Below are 24,547 nucleotides of genomic sequence, written 5' to 3' on the forward strand. Positions count from 1 at the left end.
ACGTAGTCAGCGTGTCCTGGACAGTCAACGTGAGCATAATGTCTGTTGTCTGTTTCATATTCAACGTGAGCAGTGTTGATTGTGATTCCTCTTTCTTTTTCTTCTGGAGCCTTATCGATTGATGCGTAATCGAATGCTTCTGCGAATCCTTTGTTTGCTAATACTGTTGTAATAGCAGCTGTAAGAGTTGTCTTACCGTGGTCAACATGACCAATTGTTCCAATATTTACATGGGGTTTATTTCTTTCGAATTTTTCCTTTGCCATTATAAATTCCTCCTCGCTATTCTTAAATAAACTTTGCCTAGCGTTTTTTTATTTTTCTGGAGCTCTCGATCGGGATTGAACCGACGCCCTCCGCCTTATTAAGGCGACGCTCTGCCTACTGAGCTACGTGAGCACTCGTATATCGACTATTTTTTCAATATACCAATTATAAAGTTTACTATCAATCATTTTATTTGTCAATATAAAAACATTACTTTAAATTAAGACACTTTTCTAATTTTCTTTTTACTCTTTGCAATGCATTATCTATAGATTTTGCTTGTCTATTCAAATCACATGCAATTTCTTGATATGACTTACCATCTAAATATGATGTAAGCACTTCCATTTCTAGGTCAGATAATGTCTTCTCTATTTCTCGTTCGATATATTCCATCTGTTCTTGACCTATAACCAATTCTTCAGGATCAGTTATTTTAAGTCCTGACAATACATCTAGTAAAGTTCTTTCAGACTCTTCTTCATATATAGGTTTATTAAGAGATACATATTTATTTAAAGGTATATGTTTCTGCCTAGTAGCTGTTTTTATGGCCGTTATAATTTGTCTTCTAACACATAGTTCAGCAAAAGCCTTAAATGTTGTTAATTTGTCAGGTTTAAAATCTCTTATTGCCTTATATAAACCAATCATTCCTTCTTGGTATATATCTTCTTTATCAGCACCTATCAAAAAATAAGATTTAGCCTTAGCTTTAACAAAATTCTCATACTTAGTAATAAGATATTCCTGAGCTCTAATATTACCATATTTTGCTTCCAATACAATTTCTTCGTCTAATTTTCCTTCAAATTCTGAGTAATTACCCATTGAATATCCTTTATTGTACAAATTTCCCCCTCCGAACTACACTCTACCAATTAAATTATGCTATAATAAACTATTTTAAGTCAAACCTACTAATCACTTCTTCTCATCTTCTCAAGCACTTCTAAGACATCCTCATCGATATTATCTTGCAAGTGATTTTTGGCTGATACTTTATTTTTTAAGTTTTTCTTTCTTATACTCTGTTCAGTTTGCATGACCTCATTATAAAATTCTAATGAAGACATTCTTACCGCTCCTCTTTGAAATATAGTTTGCTGTTCAAGCCAGTCAGAAGTTACTACATAAACTTCATATCGTCTACCAAGATTGTGCACTTCTTTTTCTATATAACTGTCGGCTGTTTCCCCATCTTTAGTAAATATTATAGATAGATTTTTATTGACTTCTTCTTTGTTTTCTATATTACCAGCAACCTTATAGCCATCAAAAACCAAAATAACTTTACAATCATGATAGGAGCCATAATTATGAAGTATATTAACTAATTTCTGTCTTCTTCCATCGAAACTGTCATTCTTACCTGCTTTTAAATTAGGCCAGCTATTTAATACATTATATCCATCTATAAATATTATTTTCATGAAGTCCCCCTTAAATTACTTAAGTCTTCCTTTTAGTACTTCATACATCATTATACCACCAGCAACAGATGCATTTAAAGAGTTAATCTTTCCAACCATTGGAATTTTTATGATTTTATCGCATTTCTTAAGGGTTAATTTAGAAATACCTTTTCCTTCATTACCGATAATTAATGCACAAGGCCCTGAATAATCAACTTCATAGCTATATTCTGTACCATCTATATCAGCACCATATATCCATACGCCTTCTTTTTTTAATTCATCTAATGTCTTATTAATGTTAGTTACTTTAGCTATTTTCATATGCTCAATTGCACCAACTGATAGTTTATATACTGTACTTGTTACACCTACATTTCTTCTTTTAGGTATTATTATCCCATGAACTCCACAAAGTTCCGCTGTTCTAACTATTGAACCTAAATTATGTGGATCTTCTAATTCATCTAAAATTACTATAAAAGGATCTTCACCTTTTTTTCTAGCAAAATCTAAAATATCTTCTACGCTTGAATAAACATATGGTGTAACTCTTGCAATAACACCTTGGTGCACTGTTCCTCCACTCATAATATCAAGTTTTTTTCTATCAACTTCTTTAATAACAAGCTTCTTCTCTTTTGCTATTTTTATTATTGCATTTATTGTTCCTTCTACATGACCTTTAGATATATATAAAGCTTCGACTGTTCTATCTCCTTTAACCACTTCCATTACGGCATTTCTACCAATGATCAAATCTTCTCTCTCATCACTTACGTTGTTTTTCATAAATATATACCTCCTTAGAATATTAACTTATTATATCAATACTTTTTTCAAATATAAACTGTAATCTTTCAGTATCACCAATTAGGTATAAATAGCCAACTAATGCTTCAAACCCTGTTGCCATTCTATAATCTCTTACATCTGCATTCTTAGGGACTGTTGCTGACTTTGCATTTCTTCCTCTTTTAAAAATGTATTCTTCTTCTTCAGTTAACTCACTTTCTAATTCATGCATTATTAAAGATTGACTTTTAGCTTTTACATATTTAATAGCTTCTACATGAATCTTATGTGCAGATAAGTCTGTTTTTTGTGAAAGTATATAATTTCTTATAAAAACTTCGTATGCACCATCGCCAATTAAGGCTAATTGTAAGGGATTTAACTGTTTTGCTTCTTCCTTCTTAAATTCTCTTATTCTTAAATCATTAAGCATTTCTTTCTCCTTTAAATAAAGGCTACACCAAAGTGCAGCCTTTCATTTATTCTATAATTAAATCTTTTTCCATCTAACACCTTGTGGTGTATCTTCTAAGACAATTCCTCTAGCTTTTAAATCATCTCTAATCTTATCAGCTAAAGCAAAATCTCTATTTTTTCTTGCTTGTTGTCTTTGCTCTATTAAAGCTTCAACTTCATCTTCAAGGCTTCCTTTTGTTGTTTTTTGTAACATTCCTAGTGGCTTGCCTAGTTCTCTCATTAATTCTAATGCCTTAGTTACTAGTTCTTTAGATGAATTAACAGTTACGTTTGTATTTAAATCCTTTGATAATTCAAATAAAACAGTTATTGCATCCGCTGTATTGAAGTCATCATCCATCTTTTCAATGTATTTTTGTCTATATTTATCTAAAGACTTAAGATATTCTTTTTCTTCATCTGTCATAGGTTCAGTAGATACTTCATCTAGTAAGTTTTCTAAGTTTCCAATGGCATTATATAACCTTTCAACTGATGCCTTTGCAGAATCTAATAATTCTTTACTAAAGTTAATTTGAATTCTATAGTGTGCAGATAACATAAAGAATCTTATTACATCTGCATCATATTCAGCCAATACTTCTCTTGCTGTAAAGAAGTTATTTAATGATTTTGACATCTTTTGATTATTAACATTTATATAAGCTGAATGAAGCCAGTAGTTTGCAAATGGAACCCCTGTTAATGCTTCACTTTGAGCTATTTCATTTTCATGATGTGGAAAGGCTAAGTCCATACCACCAGCATGAATATCAATAGTTTCTCCTAAGATTTTTCTTGCCATACATGAACATTCAATGTGCCATCCTGGTCTTCCTTTTCCCCAAGGACAATCCCAAGAAGGTTCACCTGGTTTTTCTGCTTTCCATACAGCAAAGTCCATTGGATCTCTTTTACGTTCATCAACGTTTATTCTTGCACCTGCTTGTAAATCTTCTATATTTTGTCCTGATAATTTTCCATATCCTTGGAACTTCTTAGTGCTGAAATATACATCACCATCAACTTCATAAGCATAACCCTTTTCAATAAGTTTACTAACAAAATCAATTACATCTTGAATATATTCAGTTGCTCTTGGATTTACAGTTGCTCTTTCTATATTTAATGCATCTGCATCTTTATAATATTCTTTTATGAATTTATCACCAACATCTTTAACTGTAGTATTTTCTTCATTAGCTTTTTTAATCATCTTATCATCGATATCAGTAAAGTTTTGAACAAAATCCACTTCATATCCTCTGTATTCTAAATATCTTCTAACAGTATCAAAAACGATAAATGTTCTACCGTTACCTATGTGGAAGTAGTTATATACAGTTGGTCCACACACGTACATCTTAACTTTACCAGGTGTTATTGGCTTAAATTCTTCTTTCTTTCTACTTAAAGTGTTATATACTTTCATTTTGAGCCTCCTAAATTATTTTAATTTTAGGTTGTTTTTTTCAAATTCAGCTTTAACTTTAGCACATACTTCATCTATGCTTATTACTTCATTTTCTCCGCCATCTCTTAACTTAAATTCAACATTTCCTTCGCCTATAAGCTTTCCTACTGTAACTCTCATAGGAATTCCCATAAGTTCAGAGTCTTTAAATTTAACTCCAGCTCTTTCATTTCTATCATCTAATAGAACTTCTACTCCCATGTCTTGTAATGAAGCATATAGTTTTTCTGCAGCTGCTACTTGTTCTTCATTCTTTACATTAACTGGAATAACTGAAACATGGTATGGAGCTACTGACAATGGCCATATTATTCCGTTTTCATCATTATGTTGTTCTATAATTGATGCAAGTGTTCTTGTAACACCAATTCCATAGCATCCCATTATAAATGGTTGTTCTTTACCATTTTCATCTATAAATTTAGCATTCATTGATTCTGAATACTTAGTTCCTAATTTAAATATGTGACCTACTTCTGTTCCTCTTGCTATAGTTACTTCTCCACCACAACATGGGCATTTTTCACCAGCAGTTACGTTTCTGAAGTCTCCAACTATACCTTCAAAGTCTTTTCCGTAATTTACATTTTCATAGTGGAATCCTGTTTCATTAGCTCCTACTATAAAATTATACATCTTTGTTACTTCTTCATCCACAAATAACTTATCAACCTTTATTCCTATTGGACCTGCAAAACCAACCTTAGCTGAAGTTGCATTATATACTTCTTCTGGAGTAGCCATTTCAAAGTTAATTACTTCACCAATTGCATTAGATACTTTAACTTCGTTAACTTCTCTATCTCCTCTTACCATTACTGCAACTATTTTTCCATCAACATTGAATAATAATGTTTTAGCAAATTTCTTTTCTGTAGTGTTAAAGAAATTAACTAATTCTTCAATAGTTCTTGCATTTGGAGTTTCTACTTTGTTTAATTCTTTTAATTCTTCTTTTTCTGCTTCTTCAGGTGTACATGCTGCCTTTTCTATGTTAGCTGCATAATCACAATGATTACAGAATACAATATCATCTTCACCAACTTCAGACTTAACCATAAATTCTGCTGAATTTGATCCTCCAATTGCACCTGAATCTGCTTCAACGCATTTTGCATCCAAACCGCATCTGTTAAAGATTCTTACATATGCATCATGCATAGTATCAAATGACTTATCTAATCCTGCTTGATCTTTATCAAAGCTATAAGCATCCTTCATTATGAATTCTCTACTTCTCATAACACCAAATCTTGGTCTTCTTTCATCTCTATACTTAGTTTGAATTTGATATAAATTTACTGGAAGTTGCTTATATGATTTAATTTCATTTCTAGCTATATCTGTGAATACTTCTTCATGAGTTGGTCCTAAGCAGAAATCTCTATCATTTCTATCTTTTACTCTAAACATTTCTGCACCATAAGCATCCCATCTTCCTGATTGTTGCCATAATTCTGCTGGAATCATAGCTGATGCTAAAAATTCTTGTGCTCCTGTAGCATTCATTTCTTCTCTAATTATATCTTCTACATTTTTTAATGCTTTTAGACCTAAAGGCATATAATTATAGATTCCTGAAGCCATCTTTCTCATCATTCCTGATCTTAGCATTAACTTATGGCTTTGAATTTCTGCTTCAGCTGGAACTTCTCTTAAAGTCAGCATTAACATTTTTGACATTTTCATATGTAAACATCCTCTCTTTTTTTATATTTTTTTACAACAAAAAAAATCGTCCTAATATTATCATTAGGGCGATTTTGACTCGCGGTACCACCTAAATTTGTTCTCCAATAATGATAACGGTATTAAACCGATAGTTTTTTCCTATAGTTCAAAAGCTGGTTCAAAGTCTGGTTGATAATCTTTCAGCCACGGATTATCTCTCTGAAAAGGTCGACTCCTACTATTCTTCATCATAACTTAAAATCATAAAATTTTATTACATTATAACGTTTTGGTAAATTAATGTCAATATAAGCTTACTACTTAGCTAAGTATTCTGCAAGCACTAAATCTTCTGGTGTAGTTATTTTTATATTGGTATACTCACCTTTATATAAATATACTTTGTTTCCATAACGCTCCACCACCATTGTGTCATCTGTAACCATAACTTTTTCTTCTTTCACCTTTTCATGACACTGCTTTATTAATTTAAAATTAAATACTTGCGGTGTTTGAACAGCTACAAGGCTACTTCTATCTAAAGTTTCTTTTGATATAGAGTTTTCATCTTTAACTTTTATAGTATCTTTAGGCATTACTCCTGGTGCTGCAGCACCGTATTTTTTAGCATTTTTTATGCCTTCCTCTATTATTCTCTCTGAAACAAATGGTCTAGCACCATCATGAATTAAGACTATATCTGTTTTATCAAGTATGATTAACCCATTATATACAGAATCCTGTCTCTCTTTTCCACCTTCAACAATCTTATCTACTTTCAATGAGTATTTTTCTAAAACTTCTTTTTTGCAATACTCTATTTCATCTTTAGGAAGAACTAAGACAATTTCATTAACACTACTACACTCTAAGAATCTTTTTATAGTATAGTAAAGAATCGGCTTTCCATTAACACATATATATTGTTTGCTAATGTTACTTTCCATTCTTTTACCTCTTCCTCCTGCTAAAATTATTGCTGAAACCATAAATTACTCCTTCTATACTAATTTTCTTTAGGTTTGGCAAATATCATTCTTCCAGCTGCTGTTTGAAGAACTGATGTAACTATAACTCCAGCTTTTTGGCCGATAAGTTTTTTACCATTTTCAACAACAATCATAGTTCCATCATCTAAATACGCAACACCTTGGCTTGATTCTTTTCCATCTTTAACAACTTCTACGCTCATTTCTTCTCCTGGTATTACTACAGGTTTAATGGCATTTGAAAGTTCATTTATATTAAGTACAGGAACACCTTGTACTTCTGCTACTTTGTTTAAATTATAGTCATTAGTTATAACTTTTCCTTTTAGTACTTGTGCTAGTTTTAGTAATTTACTATCTACTTCTTCTATCTTTGGAAAATCCCCTTCCCAAACCTCTGTTTCGATACTTAATTCTTTTTGTATTTTATTTAAGATATCTAATCCACGTCTACCTCTAACTCTTTTTAATGCATCTGCTGAATCAGAAATATGTCTTAACTCATCTAACACAAAGTTTGGAATAATAAGTGGTCCTTCAATAAATCCAGTTTCACATATATCAAAAATTCTTCCATCTATTATCACAGAAGTATCTAATACTTTAGGTACCCCCTTATATGAAGATTTGTTTTTCTTTTCTTTTGTTATTCCATTTTTCTTTAGACTTAAAAGTATATTTGTTATATCATCTTTTTTCTTTATTAATATATCTGCTCCTATAATAGCTGCTATTACATTCAAAGATATAACTATAATAGGTCCAAACACCCTATGAATATCTAATAAAGGTCTAGACATTAAACTTGTAATAATAAGTGCTATAAGAGCCCCTACTGCTCCATATACAATCTCTCCTACACTTAATTTTTGTATGTTCTTTTCTACATACTCTATTAATTCTAAAACTGCAGAATAAATGATAGGCGCCAATAAAAAGAATATAATACCAAATAATAAAGCCATAAAAATAATTACTAATAAAACTTTATATGAATCTGAAAAAAAGCTTAGTTTATTAATCACTGAGATGTTCATTAAGGCCTTGCCAACTACATATCCAATAGCTATTCCAACTCCTGTAAGTACACCTCTTACTATCTTTTTTATCATATATTCACCTCCTTATTTAATTATTGACAATTTTTCAATAATAAATCCACATTATATTATTTAATTATAACACACTACAAATACTACTAACATGTATAAGTTTGCAAATTAAGTTTTTTTATATATCACCCCCTATGAAAAATCATTTATTTTGTTATTATGAATATAGTAAATCATTAAGGTTTCTACCTTTTATTGACAATGTATCATTTATATAACTATAATGTAATTAACGTCGCACCTTTTTATAGGTAAAGGAGTTGATAATTATGAAAGATATTATTTTTGATGAATTTCAAAACACCGTAAACGATTCACTTTTAAGGCATAAAAGTATTATAGACTTATTAACTAAGTACTCTGAATCTAATTCTAGAGTAAATAGGGCTATTGCTAAAGCCGTTACTAATTGTGGATGTATTAAAATTAATGCTTCTAAACAAAATCTACTAGATGATGATTCTCTTGAAAATGTGGGTGAACATCTAAGCACTCATGTTAATGGTGAACTATGTGATAATTGCCGTGAAATAATTGAGGGGGAGATAGGAAACAATATCTTTTACCTAGCTGCTCTCTGCAATGATTTAGGTATAAACTTATATGATATACTTATTAAAGAAAATGAAAAAATCAATACTCTTGGAAAATTTACTTTTAGATAATAAATTTAATGAACTAAAAAAAATGAACTGATATTTTTTATAAAATTTAAATATCAGTTCATTTTTATTATAGTTGATTATTTAAATAAACCTGTTCATTAATTCTCTTTAATCCAGTTCTTATGGCTCTAGCTCTTGCTTCACCGATTCCTTCAACCTTATCTAAATCATCTATTTCAGCATCTATTACACTTGTTAAATCTTTAAAATGCTTTATTAAGTTTTCTATAACTGTTGCTGGTATTCTTGGTACCTTGCTTAAAACTCTATATCCCTTAGGCGATATTAAAGTTTCACCTAAAGGTTCTCCTGAATATCCAAGTAGCTTACTTATAGCTTCTAAATCTAAAAGTTCAGTTTGTGACAGTTTTTGAATTCCTTTATAAACCTCATTAAGATCTAGACCATCTGAAATATAATCCCTTATTAGCAATATTCCATCTCTTTCAATATTCTTTGTAAGCTCATTTAACTGCATGGAAATTAATCTTCCTTCGTTCCCCAGCTCTAATATGTACATTTCTACTTCTTCTACTATTCTCATAACCATTTCTGTTCTTTGAATAGCTGTTGCTACATCAAATAATGTTGTTAAATCTTGAAACTCTAATAAGTTTAAATTATTAATTACTCTTTCTAAAACAGAAACATACTTTTCAAGGGTCTGTATTGCCTGATTAGCTTTTTCTAAAATTGTACTACTATCTCTTAATACGTATTTTATATCCCCCTTATATACAGTAATCATATTTCTTCTTTGAGAAATTGCAATAACTATCTTGCTAGTTTGTTTTGCAACTCTATGGGCTGTTCTATGTCTTGTTCCCGTTTCATAAGTTGGTATTGATGATTCTGGAACCAATTGTGTATTTGCCAAAATTATCTTTTTTAAATCCTTACTCAAAATAATAGCTCCATCCATTTTAGCTAATTCATATATATATGCTGATGAATATTCTGCATTTATTAAAAAGCCTCCATCTGCTATTTTCATAACTTCTTCACTATCACTTAATACTATTAAGCCACCAGTTTTTGCTCTAAGGATATTTTCCAACCCTTCTCTCAAAGGAGTACCTGGGCACATAAGTTTTAATATCTTTTGTTTTTCAATATCTTTCTCTAACCTCATATCCTCACCTCAACCTCTAAAATACCTTTCCCAACGCTTCTCTCAAGTTATTAACTGCAATGACATTAATTTTTGAGTTTTTAATTTTTTCTTTATTTCTATATGGCATAATTACATATTCAAAGCCCATTTTTTCTGCTTCATTTACTAATCTATCAGCATTTGATATTGGTCTTATTTCTCCAGTAAGCCCAACTTCTCCAATTATCATTACCTTAGGTAATGATATACCTTTATTCTTAGCACTTGAAAGAAGAGCTAATGCTAATCCTAAATCTGCTGTTGTTCCACTAATATTAAGCCCACCTACAACATTTATATACACATCTTGATTATAAAAAGGCACTCTTAATTTTTTCTCTAAAACCGCCAAAATCAAACTTAATCTTTGATAATCCATACCAACTGTAGTTCTTCTAGGCATAGGAGCATTAGTTTGAGTAACAAGAGCTTGAATTTCTACTAAAATTGGTCTTGTTCCCTCCATAATACCTATTACAACAGAACCTTCCTGATTAAATGTCGTATCTTCTAGGAACATTCTTGAGGGGTCATAAATTTCTATTAATCCTTCTTCCCTCATTTCAAATACTCCTATCTCACTAGTAGTACCAAAACGATTCTTCATTGTTCTTAAAATTCTAAATTCCTCTGTTCTTTCACCTTCAAAATATAAAACAGTATCCACCATATGTTCAAGCACTCTTGGTCCTGCAAGTTCACCTTGCTTTGTAACATGCGCAACAATGAATAAAGGTATATTCTTTCCTTTTCCTATTCTCATTATTTGATTTGAACATTCCTTAACTTGAGACACACTACCTGGTGCAGATGTTACTTCTTCTTTATATATAGTTTGAATAGAATCTATTATTACAAATACAGGATTTATTTCATCTATATATGCTTCAATGGTATCAAGATTAGTTTCTGAAACGATGTATAAATCATCTGCATCTACACCTAATCTATCTCCTCTAATCTTTATCTGTTCTTCTGATTCTTCACCTGAAACATATAAAACTTTACCATAACTTTTTGATATATTATTAGCTGTCTGTAAAAGTAAAGTTGACTTACCTATTCCAGGATCTCCTGAAATTAAAGTAAGTGATCCTCTTACAAGTCCTCCACCTAAAACTCTATCTAGTTCTTTTAAATTTGTTTTATATCTTTCTTTTTCCCCTGACTTAATATTCTTTATACTCTTAGGCATATTTTCAGGAAGAATACTTTTTATTATATTACTTTTTGCATTAGCAGAATTATCTTTTATCTCTTCCACGAAAGAATTCCATTCTCCACAAGAAGGACACTTTCCAAGCCATCTTGGTGATTCATAACCACACTGCTGACACGTATAAATAGATTTTATTTTTGCCATTTCCTCATTCCTCATCTCTATATATCTGCATAATACTATTAATCAATTTGCTACTATAATAATATCATATATAAGAAAGTTATTAATAGTAATTATGTAAATTTATTTGTTTTTTACATTTCAAAATTTATATTTTATTTATATAGCATAAAAACATATTTATATTCACAAACTAATGAAAAATATGATAGGAGATGAATTTTTATGCTAAATAAAGAAATGGTATCAACTTTGAATATTAGCGGTAAAAATATCTTAAAAGATAATACTAGCTATTCTATTAATAACATCTATGATTCTAATTCAAATGAACTTTCAAACATTATAATAAATTCTAATTTAACCAATGAAAATATGATTAAATAGCAAACAGATTGAAGTTTTTTACATATTATATATTGAATATCCATTAAAAACAATGTACTCTTATCCTAAAGATATAAATAGCTATATGGAGGTAAAATTATGATAAAAGTATATACAACGGATTCATGTCCTTGGTGTGTAAAAGCTAAAAATTATCTTAAATCAAAAAATATAGCATTTGAAGAAGTTAATGTAGCTGAAGACATGATTGGCAGAGAAGAGATGTTAAAGAAATCAAAACAACTGGGCGTACCTGTTCTTGATATAAATGGCACTGTAATTGTTGGTTTTGATAAACCAGCTATAGATACAGCACTAACTAAATAAAAAATAATGGCTAAAGTATTTTTGCTTTAGCCATTATTTTTTTATTAACAAGAATTGCATTTAATTAAGGCATATTAAAAAATTTACTTGTTATCTATTATTTCATCTATTAAAGCTTTATCAAAGCCAACTACTACTGTTCCGTCTGCTTCTAAAACTGGTACTGTTCTTTGACCAGAAACTTTAAAAACTTCTTCTCTATCTTCATGCTTGTCAGCAACGTTTATTTCTTCAAATTCAACTCCTCTTGAATTTAAGTATTTCTTTAATTTTACACATCCTGGGCACCAAGATGTTGAATATACCTTTATCATTAGTATCTCTCCTTTACTTAATGTATCTTTCAGCTGCTAATGCTGCTACTGTTCCATCGGCAACTGCTGTAGTTATCTGTCTATATGGCTTTTCTCTTACATCTCCAGCTGCAAATACACCTGGCACATTAGTTTCCATAAGTTCATTAGTAAGAATATATCCATATTCATTTACGTTAATATATTTTGAAATGTCTGTAGTTTTAGGTTCTGTTCCAATAGAACCAAATACACCATCCATATTTATTTCTCTTTTTTCACCTGTAATAGTATCTTGTAATATTACTTTTTCTAGAAAATCATTACCTTCAAAACTTACAACATCAGTGTTGTATAGTATTTCTATTTTTTCATTATTAACTGCTTCTTCAAAAAGTGATTTTTCACCATTAAAAGAATCAGCTCTTCTTATAGAGTATACCTTCTTTGCAAATCTAGATAAGAATATAGCTTCTTCAAGAGCGGCATTTCCTCCGCCAACTACACCTACAACTTTATCTGTATACATAGCTCCATCACATACAGCACAATAATGAACTCCCTTACCTGCAAACTTTGCTTCATTATTAACTGGAAGTTTCTTTGGTACTGATCCTGTTGCTAATATAACAGCTTTAGGTTTGTATATATAACTTTCAGTTTCTATTATCTTTTCCTCTTCTGTAAGAGAAATATTAACTACAGGATCAAATTCGTCTATTACTGCTCCAACATATTCTGCTTGTTCCTGCATTTTATCTGCTAATTCTGCTCCAGTTGTATGTTTAAATCCTGGATAGTTTTCAACTATATAAGTGTTTCTCACTTGTCCACCGGGGAAAGCATTTTCTAACACAATCATATTAAGTTTAGCTCTTGATGCATATATTGCTGCTGTAAGTCCTGCTGGACCTGCTCCTAGAATTACTAAGTCTAAATTTTTAATTTCTTTATTTACCATAATACATCTCCTTAATACCAAAACTATCTATTCATATTGTATCACAGTTCACAAATTTATCAATAACAATTATTAATTAACATTTACTTTCAGTTTTTTGTAAAAATATCTATAATTCAAACCAAACTTTATTTTTTCTTAGTGGCTGACGCCAAGCTTTTCAGCGCAGGAAGCAACTTTGTTTTGCCATGCAAAAGTTTCTAAAAGTAAAATTATTTCATATAAGTGACAGTCCAAATTTTATATTTGGAAACTGGAACTTACTCAGTGAACATACAATGTCGTCAACTTAGCGTAATATTACGCTAAGTTGACGACATTGAGTACACGCCCATACTGGGCGCACTTAAAAAAAGACTGCTAGTCTATTAATATATACTAACAGTCTTTAAGTTTATAGAACCTTTTCTTTTTCACTAACCTCTTTAAAAAGAAGCTTATCATCTCCAGCTGAAACTTCAAGCTTATTTCCAATACTAACATTACCTTTTAGAATTTCTTCACTTAAACGGTCTTCTACCTCTTTTGTAATTACTCTTCTTAAAGGTCTTGCACCATAATTTAAATCAATACCTTTATCTAAAAGGAACTTCTTACAGCTAGCCTTAAACTCAACATCAATGTTACTTCCTTTTAATCTTCCTGTCATTGACTTAAGCATTAGATCAACTATCTTTAACATATCCTCCTCTGTAAGCTTATGGAATACTATTGTTTCATCAATTCTATTTAAAAATTCAGGTTTGAAACTCTTTTTAAGTTCTTCCATAATATTTTCTTTCATCTTTTCATATTCAGAATCTTTATTAGCTTCAATATTAAATCCTAAAGTTTTTTGTTTTTTTATTGAGTGCGCTCCTACATTGGATGTCATAATTATTATGGTATTTTTAAAATTAACTACCTTTCCTTTTCCATCAGTTAATCTTCCATCTTCCATTATTTGAAGTAGTATATTAAATATATCTGGATGAGCCTTTTCTATTTCATCAAGTAATACTACTGAATAAGGTTTTCTTCTAACTGCTTCAGTAAGCTGTCCTCCTTCATCATATCCTACATATCCTGGAGGAGCTCCTATAAGTCTTGCTACAGAATGTTTTTCCATATATTCAGACATATCAATTCTTATAATATTATCTTTATCAGAAAACATTGTCTCTGCTAGCGCCTTACATAACTCTGTTTTACCTACACCTGTTGGTCCTAAAAATATAAAACTTCCTATAGGTCTCTTTTCATCTCTAAGTCCCACTCTAGCTCTTCTTACAGCTTGTGCAACTGCTTTTACAGCTTCATTTTGTCCAATTACTCTTTTATGAAGTATTTCTTCTAACTTAAGAAGCTTATCACTTTCTCTTTCAGTTAACTTTTCAACTGGTATCTTAGTCCAAGTAGAAACAACTGTTGCAATATTTTCTCTTGTTACATTTAATATTTGAACCGAACTTTGAGTATTCCAATCTCTCTTTAATGATTCAAGCTTTTCTTTAAGTTCCTTTTCATCATCTCTAAGCTGTGCAGCTTTTTCAAAATCCTGAATTCTTATTGCCTCTTCCTTCTCTTTGGCAAGATCATCTATATTTACTTCTATCTCCTTTAAATCTGGAGGTGCAATAAGATTTTCTATTCTAATTTTAGCAGCTGCTTCATCCATTAAGTCTATAGCTTTATCAGGCATAAATCTATCAGTTATATATCTATCCGCCAATTCAACTGCAGCTTCAAGAGCTTGATCTAATATTTTAACTCTATGGTGAGCTTCATACTTATCTCTAAGACCTTTTAATATTTCTAATGTTTCTTCCTTATTAGGTTCACCAACAATAATAGGTTGGAATCTTCTTTCTAATGCTGAGTCTTTTTCAATATACTTTCTGTATTCATCTATAGTTGTAGCACCTATACATTGAATTTCGCCTCTTGCTAATGCAGGCTTTAATATATTAGACGCATCTATAGCACCTTCAGCTCCTCCTGCACCTATGATTGTATGAATTTCATCAATAAAAACTATGATATTCTTATTGTTTCTGATTTCCTCCATAACCTTCTTAAGCCTATCTTCAAATTCACCTCTATACTTTGCTCCTGCAATCATTCCACTTAAATCTAGGCTTAATAGTCTTTTATTCCTTAGTATTTCAGGAATATTACCATCAACAATTCTCTGAGCTAAACCTTCAACTACAGCAGTTTTACCTACTCCTGGTTCTCCTATAAGGCATGGATTATTTTTTATTCTTCTGCATAGAATTTCTAAAACTCTTTGATTTTCTACATCACGTCCAATTACAGGATCTAGCTTTCCTTCTTCAGCATACTTAGTTAAATCCCTACTATATTGATCCAATAGTGGTGTATCTGCTCTTTTTGAATCTTCATTTTTGCCTATATCACCATTTTTATTAGAGTCTCTACCAGATAAAATAGCTAATAGTTCTTTTCTCACTTCTTTGAAGTTCAGCTCTAACTTGTTTAGTATTGTATATGCTACACCTTCTTCTTCCTTAACTAAAGCTAAAAGTAAATGTTCAGGACTAACGTATTTATGATTTAAATTTTTTGCTTCAACAAAGCTTTCATCAAATAGTCTTTTAGTTCTTGGAGTCAATAAAAGTTCTCCTTGAGGCATTAATACTTCTCCATAGCCTAAGTAATCCTCTATTAACTCTTTTACCTCTTCAATTTCAATTCCGTTTTTACATAATACCTCTTTAGCTTCTCCGCCTTCTGAAAGTATTCCTAAAAGAATATGTTCTGTACCTATATACCCATGCTTAAATCTTTGAGATTCCTTCTGTGCTTCTATAATTACCAACTGTGCTCTTTCAGTAAATTTTCCGTGTGGCATATTATCCCTCCTAACCTTCTGCTTTATAATATTTTTTTAACAATATTAGCCCTAATTAATTTAAGTTCAGATTCACTTAACATATTTTGATACTTATATTGTATGACAGAGTCTTTAGTAAAAGTAATTAATCTATCTAAAGCCTCTATATCTAAATTTAATAAGTTTACTTCTGCTCCCATTCTTACATATGATAATAAATTTAAGATTTCATTTTCTCTTAAAATCTTAGCATTCTTTAATACTCCATAAGATCTCATTACTCTATCTTCTAATTCATATTCAAAGTTTTCCATGAATGTTTGTCTAAGATTATTTTCTTCATCTGCTATATTTATTACTATGTCGTTAATATACTTAATTATTTCTATTTCACTTACACCTAATGTAGCTTTATTAGAAATAGTATACATATGTCCTAAAACATCTGAACCTTTTTTGTAAGCTCCATCTATATTTATTTTTAGTTTATTTAATTGACCTTTAAGGTCTCCCATGGTATCTTGTAATACTATAATTGGTAAATGCATCAAAACTTCTACTTTTAAACCAGTTCCTACATTAGATACTGATGAAGTCAAATATCCTAATGTTTCACTAAAGGAATACGTCATATTTTCTTCAATAAGATTATCAATTCTATTAATATATTTATAAGATTTCTCTAAGTTCATTTGTTTTGATTTGCAGCTTATTCTTATATGATCTTCTTCATTTATGATTATAGCCAAATTTGAATCTTCATTAACAATTACAGCTGCTTTTTCTTTTCTCTTTAATAACTTTTCGTTAATTATTTCTTCATCTAAAAGGACTTTAAGCTTACTTTCGGAACATTCCCATAACTTTATTAGGGTAAACTGATCTTCAATGTGTTTACTATAAAATGTATAGTAAACTGTATCTACTAAGCTTCTAGCTTCACTTATACTCATCTTATCAACAAATACATAGTCACTAAAATTTCTACTTAAAGATAAACTGCTAGAAATAACAATTGTGTCAGCTGTTATTCCACTATATACCCAGTTATTAATCATCTTATTCACTCTCCTTTTCAGATTCATATGCTAGTATTTTATCTCTAAGGATAGCTGCTTTTTCATACTCCTCTTCAAGAATAGCTTTTTGTAACTCTTCTTTAAGTTTCTTTATTTGTTTTATTCTAAATACCTGTCCCTCTGCTCTTACAGGAATTTTTCCAACATGCTCTATACTTTGTTGACTTTCTTTTATATCTAGAATTAATAAATCGCTAAAACTTTCATAACATTCACTGCAGCCTAACTTTCCTGTATTTTTATATTCACTATACTTTAAACCACAATTCTTACATATAACTTCAATTTTACTGTCTTTACTAATACCGTCTAGAATTCCTCCTAATAAATTACTTGCAATATTAGCTGGAAAAGCTGAGTTTGAATTCTTATCAAAATTGACATTTAATGGTGCACTTGATACTTGTCTTGCACATTCCTCACATAACATTGCTTGACTTCTTTTGCCATTAATAATTTTTACAACTCTAACAGCTGCTTCTCTCTTCCCGAATTTTTCACATAACATTTTTAACACCCCTTCTAAGATAAAACTATCATAAGCATAGCCTTTAATATACTTGCTCTAATTTTATTTCTATCTTCGGCTTCTGATAGTGTTCTGTCGTTCATTGCAATTTTTATAATTTCAAATTCTCTATCTGTAATAAGATTTGAATCAATAAGGCCTTGAAGAAGTGTTACTGCATTATAATTCGTTATAGAGTCACCAATAACATCGTAAATTATATTGTTTCTTTCCTCTGATCCATCATATGTTACTTGTCGTATTACAATATATCCACCGCCGCCTCTTTTGCTCTCTATAACATAGCCTTTATCATAGGTAAATCTTGTTGTTAGTACATAATTTATCTGAGACGGTGCGCATCTAAAGTGGTCAGCTAGTTCATTCCTTTGTATCTGAACTTGTTCTCCTCCATTTTTTATCAGCATATCCTTGATGAAGCTTTCAATTACATCTGAAAGTCTTGCCATAATATCACCTTCTTAAACCTTTGTTTTTGACTTACTTTGACCTTATATTTTATCTTAATATTTATTTATATTTATTTCAAGCTTTATTTAATTATGACCTTTTTATTAATACACACAATTTTTTAATAATTAAAAAAAACGTCTAAAAAGACGCCTTTTTTACTATGGAAAAGACCGTCTAAAAGACGATCTTTAAGCTTACTAATTATTATGCTTCTGCTGGAGCACCAACTGGACAAACACCTGCACAAGTTCCGCAATCGATACAAGAATCTGCATCTATTTCGAATTGTGTATCTCCTTGAGATATTGCTCCTACTGGACATTCGTTTGCACAAGCTCCACAGCTTACGCAATCTTCACTTATTTTATATGCCATCAAAAACACCTCCTAATATTATAGTAATTACACCAACACTATTCTAACATGTTTTATAAACAATTAAAAGTGGTTTGTTAAATTTTACTGAACCCCCTTAAAATGTCATATAGCCTTCATTTTCTATGCTTTCCTGAATTGAATCTAAATCTGTGCAACTCTCATTAAATATCACTTGAACTTCTTTCTTTTTTAATGATATTTCACAAGCTAATATACCCTCTTTTTGAGATATGACCTTCTGAATCTTGCTTACATCCTTTTGAGTATTTAAGTTATAAATTTTGATTATAGATTCCATAAGCCTTCCCCCTACTTTTCGTTAATTAAATCCTTAATTAACTTTTTATCTTCTTCTGATTCTATTTCCAATCTTAAATCTTTTTCATCTACTGTATCTTCGTAACTTCCTTTGACTAACTTAACATTTTTTATCTTATAATCTTTTAATACTTCTTCATCATCTAATCTTATCTTTACTCTTACAGATTCCTTTACAGTACTGTTACTAATTACTTCACCCTTACCATCTTCAGTTTGTACAATAGAACCTTGCTTCGGAAGTTTCTTTCTAATACTTTCATATGTGCTTTGTTCATAATTTAAGCAGCACATTAATCTTCCACAGATTCCTGATATTTTGGTTGGATTTAATGATAGTCCTTGTTCTTTTGCCATCTTTATTGATACTGATGTAAAATCACCTAAAAATGTTGAACAACACATAGGTCTACCACAAGGTCCAAGACCTCCTATCATCTTGGCTTCATCTCTTACACCTATTTGTCTAAGTTCAATTCTAGTTTTGAATATAGTTGCAAGGTCTTTAACTAATTCTCTAAAATCAATTCTTCCATCTGCAGTGAAATAAAATATTACCTTATTATTATCAAAAGTATATTCTACATCTATAAGTTTCATTTCAAGACCATGTTCTTTGATTTTCTTTAAACATATATTTAAAGCAGAAGATTCCTTAGCCTTATTTTCATTATGTTTCGCTATATCTTTACTATCTGCAATTCTTATTACACTTTTTAAAGTAGCTATTATTTCGCTCTCATCTATTTCCTTAATAGCTATAACACATTCGCCAAATTCAATTCCTCTTGCTGTTTCTACTATTACATAATCCCCTTTTTGTATATTTAAATCTGTTGGATCAAAGTAATAAACTTTTCCAGCTTTTTTAAATCTTACTCCTACTACTTTTATCATTGATTAACCCTCCATAAATCCTATAAGCATAACACTCATAGTCATTGAATAACTTACGTTACTCTTAAAATTCTTTCTGGCCTCCTCAATACAATTAAGCATTGAATTTAATTTATTATAAGATAAAGTTAATGCCAATTCCCCAATTTCATCTATTCTATCAATATTAATAATTATATCTCTATTTTCTAACTCTTTATAAACTATAATGTCTCTTATAACTGATGATAATAAATTTAATATTTCATCTTTTTCAGTCTTATACTTTGAAAGTATATTTTCATATTCTAATACTAAACTTTCATTTTTATTATTTACCTGATTCAAAAGACCCATTATTAAATCTCTAAGTTTATCTAAGCTTTCATCATTAATTAGTCTATCAGCTTTTCCTGGTATTCCTTCAGCATAAGCTAATGCTGCTGAAATCTTATTTTTATCAGTTTCTCCACTTTTAGAAATATACTTAATCATATCTTCCTTACTTAAAGGTGTTAATTTATAAACCTGACATCTAGACTTTATTGTATCTAGTAATAATTCTAGACTTTCAGTAAGCAATATTATATATACTCCCTTTGGAGGTTCTTCTATTGTTTTTAACATAGCATTTTGAGCTTGAATTGTCAGCTTATCTCCACCATGAATTATGATAACTTTTTTATCTCCTTCATAAGGCTTTTTTGACACTTCTTCAATAATTTTTCTTACTTCATCTATTCCTAAAGATGCTTTATTAGACTTATAATGAATAATATCAGCATAATTATGCTCTTCAGTTTTTCCTAGTATCTTCATAGCAAACATTCTTGCTACTATACTCTTGCCTATTCCTTCAGGGCCAGAAATTATGTGTGCATGTGAAAGAGTATCTTTATCTGCTCGTTTCATAAATCCATTAATAATATTTTCAAATCCTATAAACTCCTTCACACTTTCACCTCATTTTTATATTCTTATAAATTTATCAACATCTAATACAAATACAGTTGCCCCACCAACTTCAACTTGAATAGGATACTGCATATACATTTGTGAATTTCCTGAAACAGGGGTTGATATTACAACTTCTTTTCTCTTTTCACATATCTTTTTAATTATCTCAATAGCATTATCCACTTCATCATCGTTAACTCCTATCATAAGAGTTGTATTACCAGACTTTAAAAACCCACCAGTAGTCGCAAGTTTAGTTACTCCAAACTTTTTTTCTGTAAGATTTTCAACTAAATCTATTGAGTCATCATCTTGCACTATAGCTATGATCATTTTCATAATATCACTTTCCCTTGTTTCATAATTCTTATATATATTTTAACATAAACGATACTCTCTACATATAGTTAAATATTCTTATCTAATCTAGATTTTATAATTGATTTAACATCTTCCAATACCTCATCAATACTTTTTGATGCATCTATTTTTACTCTATTACTATCCTTTTCTAATAGTTTGTTATATCCTTCTCTTACTTTGTTATGAAATTCAATTTTCTCAAGATCTAATCTATTTACTTCTCTATCTTTATTTTTATTTATTCTATCTAGTCCTATTTGTGGATCTAAATCAAAAAATACAGTTAAATCTGGAAAATAATCTCCAATAGCAAACTTATTTATATTATATATTTCATCTATACCAAGCCCTCTTGCATGTCCTTGATAAGCTAGAGAAGAATCTAAAAATCTATCACATAAAACTATTTTTCCTTCTTCTAAAGCTGGAATAACTCTTTCAATTAAATGCTGTCTTCTTGCTGCTGCATATAATAACGCTTCACATCTTCCATCCATCTCAGTATTATCTTTATCTAATATTACTGATCTTATTTGTTCAGCTATCTTTATTCCTCCTGGTTCTCTAGTTTTTATACAATCTATATTTTCTTCTTTAAGCCAATTATATATTAAATCTAAAATTGTACTTTTCCCAGAGCCTTCTCCGCCTTCAAATACAATAAAGCATCCTTTATTCATTATATTTTTACCTCTTTCTTTTCTATGAATGTTCAATGTTATTATACCATTTGTATTATAAAATAGAAGAAAGTATTTTTATGAAGTATAGACACTAATATTTTTCCCCTTACATGCAAAAAATAATATCACTAATCGATATTAGGGAGGCAAAAATATGAAACGAGAAATGATATCTTTTTTAGCATCCATAGAAAATGAGATTAAAGACTTATGTAAATATATATACTCTAATCCAGAAGTAAGTTATAAAGAAGTTAACAGTTGTAATTATCTATGTAATTTGTTATATAAACATAATTTTAAAGTAAGTAAAAAATATTTAAATATTGATAATTCTTTTTATGCTTCTAAAGGAAATAGTTATCCTAAGATATGCTTTCTTTGTGAATATGATGCTGTTGAAGGATATGGACACATAACAGGACACAATGCCCTAGCAAGTATTTCAACAGCTGCTGCATTAATCTTAGGAAATATAGTAGATAAAATTGGTGGTACATCTATATTGATAGGGTGTCCTGGAGAATATTTAGGTGGCACAAAAACACTAATGACAAAACAAGGAGCTTTTGAAGATATTGATGTAGTTATGGAATGTCATCCAGATGTAAAAACATGTGAAAGTGGTACTTCTTCTGCAATAACACCTTTAAGTATAAAATTTGTTGGAAATAGTGGATTAAGCTTTTTGAATAAAGGAGACTATTCATCACTAGATGCTACCTTATTAACATTTAATATACTAAATGCTTTATTAAAAGGTTTCCCTAAAGATGTTGAAATTAATTCCATATTATCTAAGGGTGGATACACTCCACTACTTCTTCCACTAGAGTCAGAAGCCAAATTTTATATAAGATCAAAAGAGACAGCACTTGGTGAACTAGCTGAAAATAAGATTAGAGAAATTGTACGTTATGTTTCAAATCTAACTAATATACCAAATTCAATTTCACTTTATGAACCTCCAAGTGAAGAAATGGTTACTAACAGAACTTTAAATAGATTATTTAGTCATAACCTTAAAGAAACAGGAATTATAACAATAAATAAACCAAAAAATATAAATGCTGGTTTAAGTATAGGTATTGTTAGTAAAAAAGTTCCTTGTATTCATCCATATATATCAATGTGTGAGAATAATGATATTAAATATGGCAGTAAAGAATTTGGTGAGGCAACCCTTAGTGACTTTGCTTTTTCACAAATAAAAAAATCTTCATTAGCACTTGCTTTTACTGCAGTAGATTTAATAGAAAAAGAATATCTTTTAGTTGAAATAAAAAAGGAATTCTATAATAAGAAATAAGAGGCAGGATTAACCTGTCTTTTTATTATGTACTTAAATAGATAAAATAGTTTTACAAAATACTTTATGATAGTATAATTGAGTGTATAGTTTAAAAAAGAAGGAGAGAACTTTAGTTAATAAAAATATAGTAAATGTGTTGATATATGCTCAAGAGGTGATATTAATTAATGAATAAACACATAAATAACTATAAACCTAAAAGTTTTACTAAATTACTAAGAGCAAGTGAAATTTCTTTTGAACTTTACATCTTCTAAGGGAATAATAGTAGATAAAATAATTAAAGACATTGGAGATAGATTAGATTATATCAATCTTACATGTATTTGGTTATAAAATCTATTGATTGGGAAAATATAAAAAGAAGATAGAAAGGGATAAAGAAATTGCAAAGAGCCTACAAAGTGGAAATAAAACCAACAATGAAGCAGATAGAGAAGATTAATCAAAGCATTGGTATTTGTAGATGGCTATATAATGAGTATATTTCAGTTAATAATGGGCTATATGCTCAATTTAAAGAAGGTTTTATAGATAAAAAACAAGCTTTTATGAGTGCTAATGATTTTGACAAATATATAAATAATGAAGTTAAAGTTTTAGAAGATTACTCTTGGATAAATAATTGTGGTTCTAAAGCTAGAAAGAAAGCCATACAAAATGCAGAAACTGCATATAAAAGTTTTTTTAAAGGTCAATCTAAATTTCCGAAATTTAAGAAGAAAAATAAATCTGATGTTAAATTATATTTTCCTAAGAATAATAAAGTTGATTGGAAAGTAGATAGACACAGAATAATGATACCTACTTTAAAGAATGTAAGATTAAAAGAATATGGCTATATTCCAGTAGGAGCAAAGGTTATTAGTGGAACTGTATCTAAAAAGGCAAATAGATATTATGTGTCTGTAATTATTGATACTGAAATTACACCACAGAAAAATACAAATCAAGGAGTAGGAATTGATTTAGGTATTAAGGATTTTGCTACTTGCAGTGGCTTAGATAAACCTTATAAAAATATAAATAAAACTCAAAGAGTTAAAAAAATAGAAAAGAGATTATTAAGAGAACAAAGAAAGCTTTCAAGGAAATATGAAAGTTTTAAATTAAGAAATAAAAAAGAGAAAGGAGAAGCTACTAGACAAAATATCCAAAAACAAATAGTTAAGGTACAACTACTTCATCAAAGACTTACTAATATAAGAACTGATTATATAAATAAAGTTGTAAGTAGTGTGGTAAGAAACAAGCCACAATATATTACAATTGAAGATTTAAATATTAGTGGTTTAATGAAGAATAGGCATTTATCTAAAGCAGTGATGCAGCAGAAATTTTATGAATTTAGAAATAAATTAACTAATAAATGTCATGCTTTAGGAATTGAATTAAGAATTGTTGATAGGTTTTACCCTTCAAGCAAATTATGCCACTCTTGTGGTTCTATAAAAAA

At 29.8% G+C, this 24,547-nt stretch carries 28 protein-coding genes and 1 tRNA gene; 5 read left to right on the plus strand and 24 right to left on the minus strand.

From position 1 onward, the window contains the following. The 10 genes from BM384_RS05340 to BM384_RS05385 all read right to left on the minus strand — a co-directional run. Positions 1-266: GTP-binding protein (locus tag BM384_RS05340; protein WP_175537292.1), on the minus strand; the 266-nt coding region annotated here is incomplete at its 3' end. Between the two features lie 57 nt (positions 267-323). Next, a tRNA-Ile gene (locus tag BM384_RS05345) sits at positions 324-399 on the minus strand. A 78-nt stretch (positions 400-477) separates the two neighbouring features. Beyond that, the gene (sigH, locus tag BM384_RS05350; protein WP_090011868.1) at positions 478-1,098 is read right to left on the minus strand and encodes an RNA polymerase sporulation sigma factor SigH; all 621 of its coding nucleotides are present in this window, start codon (positions 1,096-1,098) and stop codon (positions 478-480) included. 89 nt (positions 1,099-1,187) lie between these two features. Beyond that, positions 1,188-1,700 carry an NYN domain-containing protein gene (locus BM384_RS05355; RefSeq protein WP_090011815.1) on the minus strand — a complete coding sequence of 171 codons (513 nt, stop codon included), beginning with the start codon at positions 1,698-1,700 and terminating at the stop codon, positions 1,188-1,190. Between the two features lie 15 nt (positions 1,701-1,715). Continuing rightward, the gene (gene rlmB, locus BM384_RS05360) at positions 1,716-2,474 is read right to left on the minus strand and encodes a 23S rRNA (guanosine(2251)-2'-O)-methyltransferase RlmB (protein WP_090011817.1); all 759 of its coding nucleotides are present in this window, start codon (positions 2,472-2,474) and stop codon (positions 1,716-1,718) included. A 22-nt stretch (positions 2,475-2,496) separates the two neighbouring features. Next, the gene (locus tag BM384_RS05365) at positions 2,497-2,910 is read right to left on the minus strand and encodes a Mini-ribonuclease 3 (protein WP_090011819.1); all 414 of its coding nucleotides are present in this window, start codon (positions 2,908-2,910) and stop codon (positions 2,497-2,499) included. A gap of 57 nt (positions 2,911-2,967) precedes the next feature. Then, positions 2,968-4,365, minus strand: a complete 1,398-nt coding sequence (gene cysS, locus BM384_RS05370) for a cysteine--tRNA ligase (protein ID WP_090011821.1) — start codon at positions 4,363-4,365, stop codon at positions 2,968-2,970. 15 nt (positions 4,366-4,380) lie between these two features. Further along, positions 4,381-6,096, minus strand: coding sequence for a proline--tRNA ligase (locus BM384_RS05375; protein WP_090011823.1), 1,716 nt, complete (start codon positions 6,094-6,096; stop codon positions 4,381-4,383). 299 nt (positions 6,097-6,395) lie between these two features. Next, positions 6,396-7,067, minus strand: a complete 672-nt coding sequence (gene ispD, locus BM384_RS05380; protein ID WP_090011825.1) for a 2-C-methyl-D-erythritol 4-phosphate cytidylyltransferase — start codon at positions 7,065-7,067, stop codon at positions 6,396-6,398. A 17-nt stretch (positions 7,068-7,084) separates the two neighbouring features. Beyond that, positions 7,085-8,179 carry a PIN/TRAM domain-containing protein gene (locus BM384_RS05385; protein WP_090011828.1) on the minus strand — a complete coding sequence of 365 codons (1,095 nt, stop codon included), beginning with the start codon at positions 8,177-8,179 and terminating at the stop codon, positions 7,085-7,087. A 269-nt stretch (positions 8,180-8,448) separates the two neighbouring features. Here BM384_RS05385 and BM384_RS05390 point away from each other — a divergent pair, with 269 nt between their 5' ends. After that, a complete protein-coding gene (locus BM384_RS05390) occupies positions 8,449-8,844 on the plus strand; it encodes a nucleoside triphosphate pyrophosphohydrolase family protein (protein WP_090011830.1) in 396 nt (131 codons plus the stop codon). A gap of 67 nt (positions 8,845-8,911) precedes the next feature. Here the strand turns inward: BM384_RS05390 and disA are convergent, their stop codons facing one another. Next, positions 8,912-9,976, minus strand: a complete 1,065-nt coding sequence (gene disA, locus BM384_RS05395) for a DNA integrity scanning diadenylate cyclase DisA (RefSeq protein ID WP_090011832.1) — start codon at positions 9,974-9,976, stop codon at positions 8,912-8,914. A gap of 16 nt (positions 9,977-9,992) precedes the next feature. After that, positions 9,993-11,360 (minus strand): DNA repair protein RadA, encoded by a 1,368-nt coding sequence (gene radA, locus BM384_RS05400; protein WP_090011834.1) that lies wholly within the window; start codon positions 11,358-11,360, stop codon positions 9,993-9,995. 204 nt (positions 11,361-11,564) lie between these two features. On the opposite strand from radA, the gene BM384_RS17580 reads away from it, so the two are divergent. Beyond that, positions 11,565-11,726 (plus strand): hypothetical protein, encoded by a 162-nt coding sequence (locus tag BM384_RS17580; protein ID WP_175537293.1) that lies wholly within the window; start codon positions 11,565-11,567, stop codon positions 11,724-11,726. A gap of 99 nt (positions 11,727-11,825) precedes the next feature. Then, the gene (locus BM384_RS05405) at positions 11,826-12,053 is read left to right on the plus strand and encodes a glutaredoxin family protein (RefSeq protein ID WP_090011836.1); all 228 of its coding nucleotides are present in this window, start codon (positions 11,826-11,828) and stop codon (positions 12,051-12,053) included. An 83-nt stretch (positions 12,054-12,136) separates the two neighbouring features. On the opposite strand, the gene BM384_RS05410 is transcribed toward BM384_RS05405, so the two are convergent. The 12 genes from BM384_RS05410 to tmk form a co-directional block, all read right to left on the minus strand. Then, the gene (locus BM384_RS05410; protein WP_090011838.1) at positions 12,137-12,367 is read right to left on the minus strand and encodes a glutaredoxin domain-containing protein; all 231 of its coding nucleotides are present in this window, start codon (positions 12,365-12,367) and stop codon (positions 12,137-12,139) included. A gap of 13 nt (positions 12,368-12,380) precedes the next feature. Next, positions 12,381-13,307 carry a thioredoxin-disulfide reductase gene (gene trxB, locus BM384_RS05415; protein ID WP_090011840.1) on the minus strand — a complete coding sequence of 309 codons (927 nt, stop codon included), beginning with the start codon at positions 13,305-13,307 and terminating at the stop codon, positions 12,381-12,383. A gap of 394 nt (positions 13,308-13,701) precedes the next feature. Continuing rightward, positions 13,702-16,161, minus strand: a complete 2,460-nt coding sequence (locus BM384_RS05420) for an ATP-dependent Clp protease ATP-binding subunit (RefSeq protein WP_090011842.1) — start codon at positions 16,159-16,161, stop codon at positions 13,702-13,704. 23 nt (positions 16,162-16,184) lie between these two features. After that, positions 16,185-17,201 carry a hypothetical protein gene (locus tag BM384_RS05425; protein ID WP_175537294.1) on the minus strand — a complete coding sequence of 339 codons (1,017 nt, stop codon included), beginning with the start codon at positions 17,199-17,201 and terminating at the stop codon, positions 16,185-16,187. A gap of 1 nt (position 17,202) precedes the next feature. Next, entirely contained in the window at positions 17,203-17,730 is a 528-nt protein-coding gene (locus BM384_RS05430) for a UvrB/UvrC motif-containing protein (RefSeq protein WP_090011847.1), read from the minus strand. Between the two features lie 14 nt (positions 17,731-17,744). Continuing rightward, positions 17,745-18,200: a CtsR family transcriptional regulator gene (locus BM384_RS05435; RefSeq protein WP_090011850.1), complete on the minus strand. Its 456-nt coding sequence runs from the start codon at positions 18,198-18,200 to the stop codon at positions 17,745-17,747. Between the two features lie 208 nt (positions 18,201-18,408). Further along, a complete protein-coding gene (locus tag BM384_RS05440) occupies positions 18,409-18,579 on the minus strand; it encodes a DUF362 domain-containing protein (protein ID WP_090011852.1) in 171 nt (56 codons plus the stop codon). A 97-nt stretch (positions 18,580-18,676) separates the two neighbouring features. Beyond that, on the minus strand, positions 18,677-18,880 hold the full coding sequence (locus BM384_RS05445; protein WP_090011854.1) for a heavy-metal-associated domain-containing protein: 204 nt from the start codon (positions 18,878-18,880) through the stop codon (positions 18,677-18,679). A gap of 11 nt (positions 18,881-18,891) precedes the next feature. Continuing rightward, positions 18,892-19,797, minus strand: a complete 906-nt coding sequence (locus BM384_RS05450) for a PSP1 domain-containing protein (RefSeq protein ID WP_090011856.1) — start codon at positions 19,795-19,797, stop codon at positions 18,892-18,894. Between the two features lie 3 nt (positions 19,798-19,800). Continuing rightward, a complete protein-coding gene (locus tag BM384_RS05455; RefSeq protein WP_090011858.1) occupies positions 19,801-20,730 on the minus strand; it encodes a DNA polymerase III subunit delta' in 930 nt (309 codons plus the stop codon). Between the two features lie 15 nt (positions 20,731-20,745). Beyond that, on the minus strand, positions 20,746-21,072 hold the full coding sequence (locus BM384_RS05460) for a cyclic-di-AMP receptor (RefSeq protein WP_090011860.1): 327 nt from the start codon (positions 21,070-21,072) through the stop codon (positions 20,746-20,748). A gap of 68 nt (positions 21,073-21,140) precedes the next feature. Further along, positions 21,141-21,776, minus strand: a complete 636-nt coding sequence (tmk, locus tag BM384_RS05465) for a dTMP kinase (protein WP_090011862.1) — start codon at positions 21,774-21,776, stop codon at positions 21,141-21,143. Between the two features lie 157 nt (positions 21,777-21,933). On the opposite strand from tmk, the gene BM384_RS05470 reads away from it, so the two are divergent. Further along, a complete protein-coding gene (locus tag BM384_RS05470) occupies positions 21,934-23,088 on the plus strand; it encodes a zinc-binding metallopeptidase family protein (protein ID WP_090011864.1) in 1,155 nt (384 codons plus the stop codon). A gap of 389 nt (positions 23,089-23,477) precedes the next feature. Further along, the coding region (locus tag BM384_RS05475) for an RNA-guided endonuclease InsQ/TnpB family protein (protein WP_090011866.1) at positions 23,478-24,547 on the plus strand (1,070 nt) is incomplete at its 3' end.

The organism is Clostridium sp. DSM 8431 (assembly GCF_900116755.1).
Lineage (GTDB): Bacteria > Bacillota > Clostridia > Clostridiales > Clostridiaceae > Clostridium.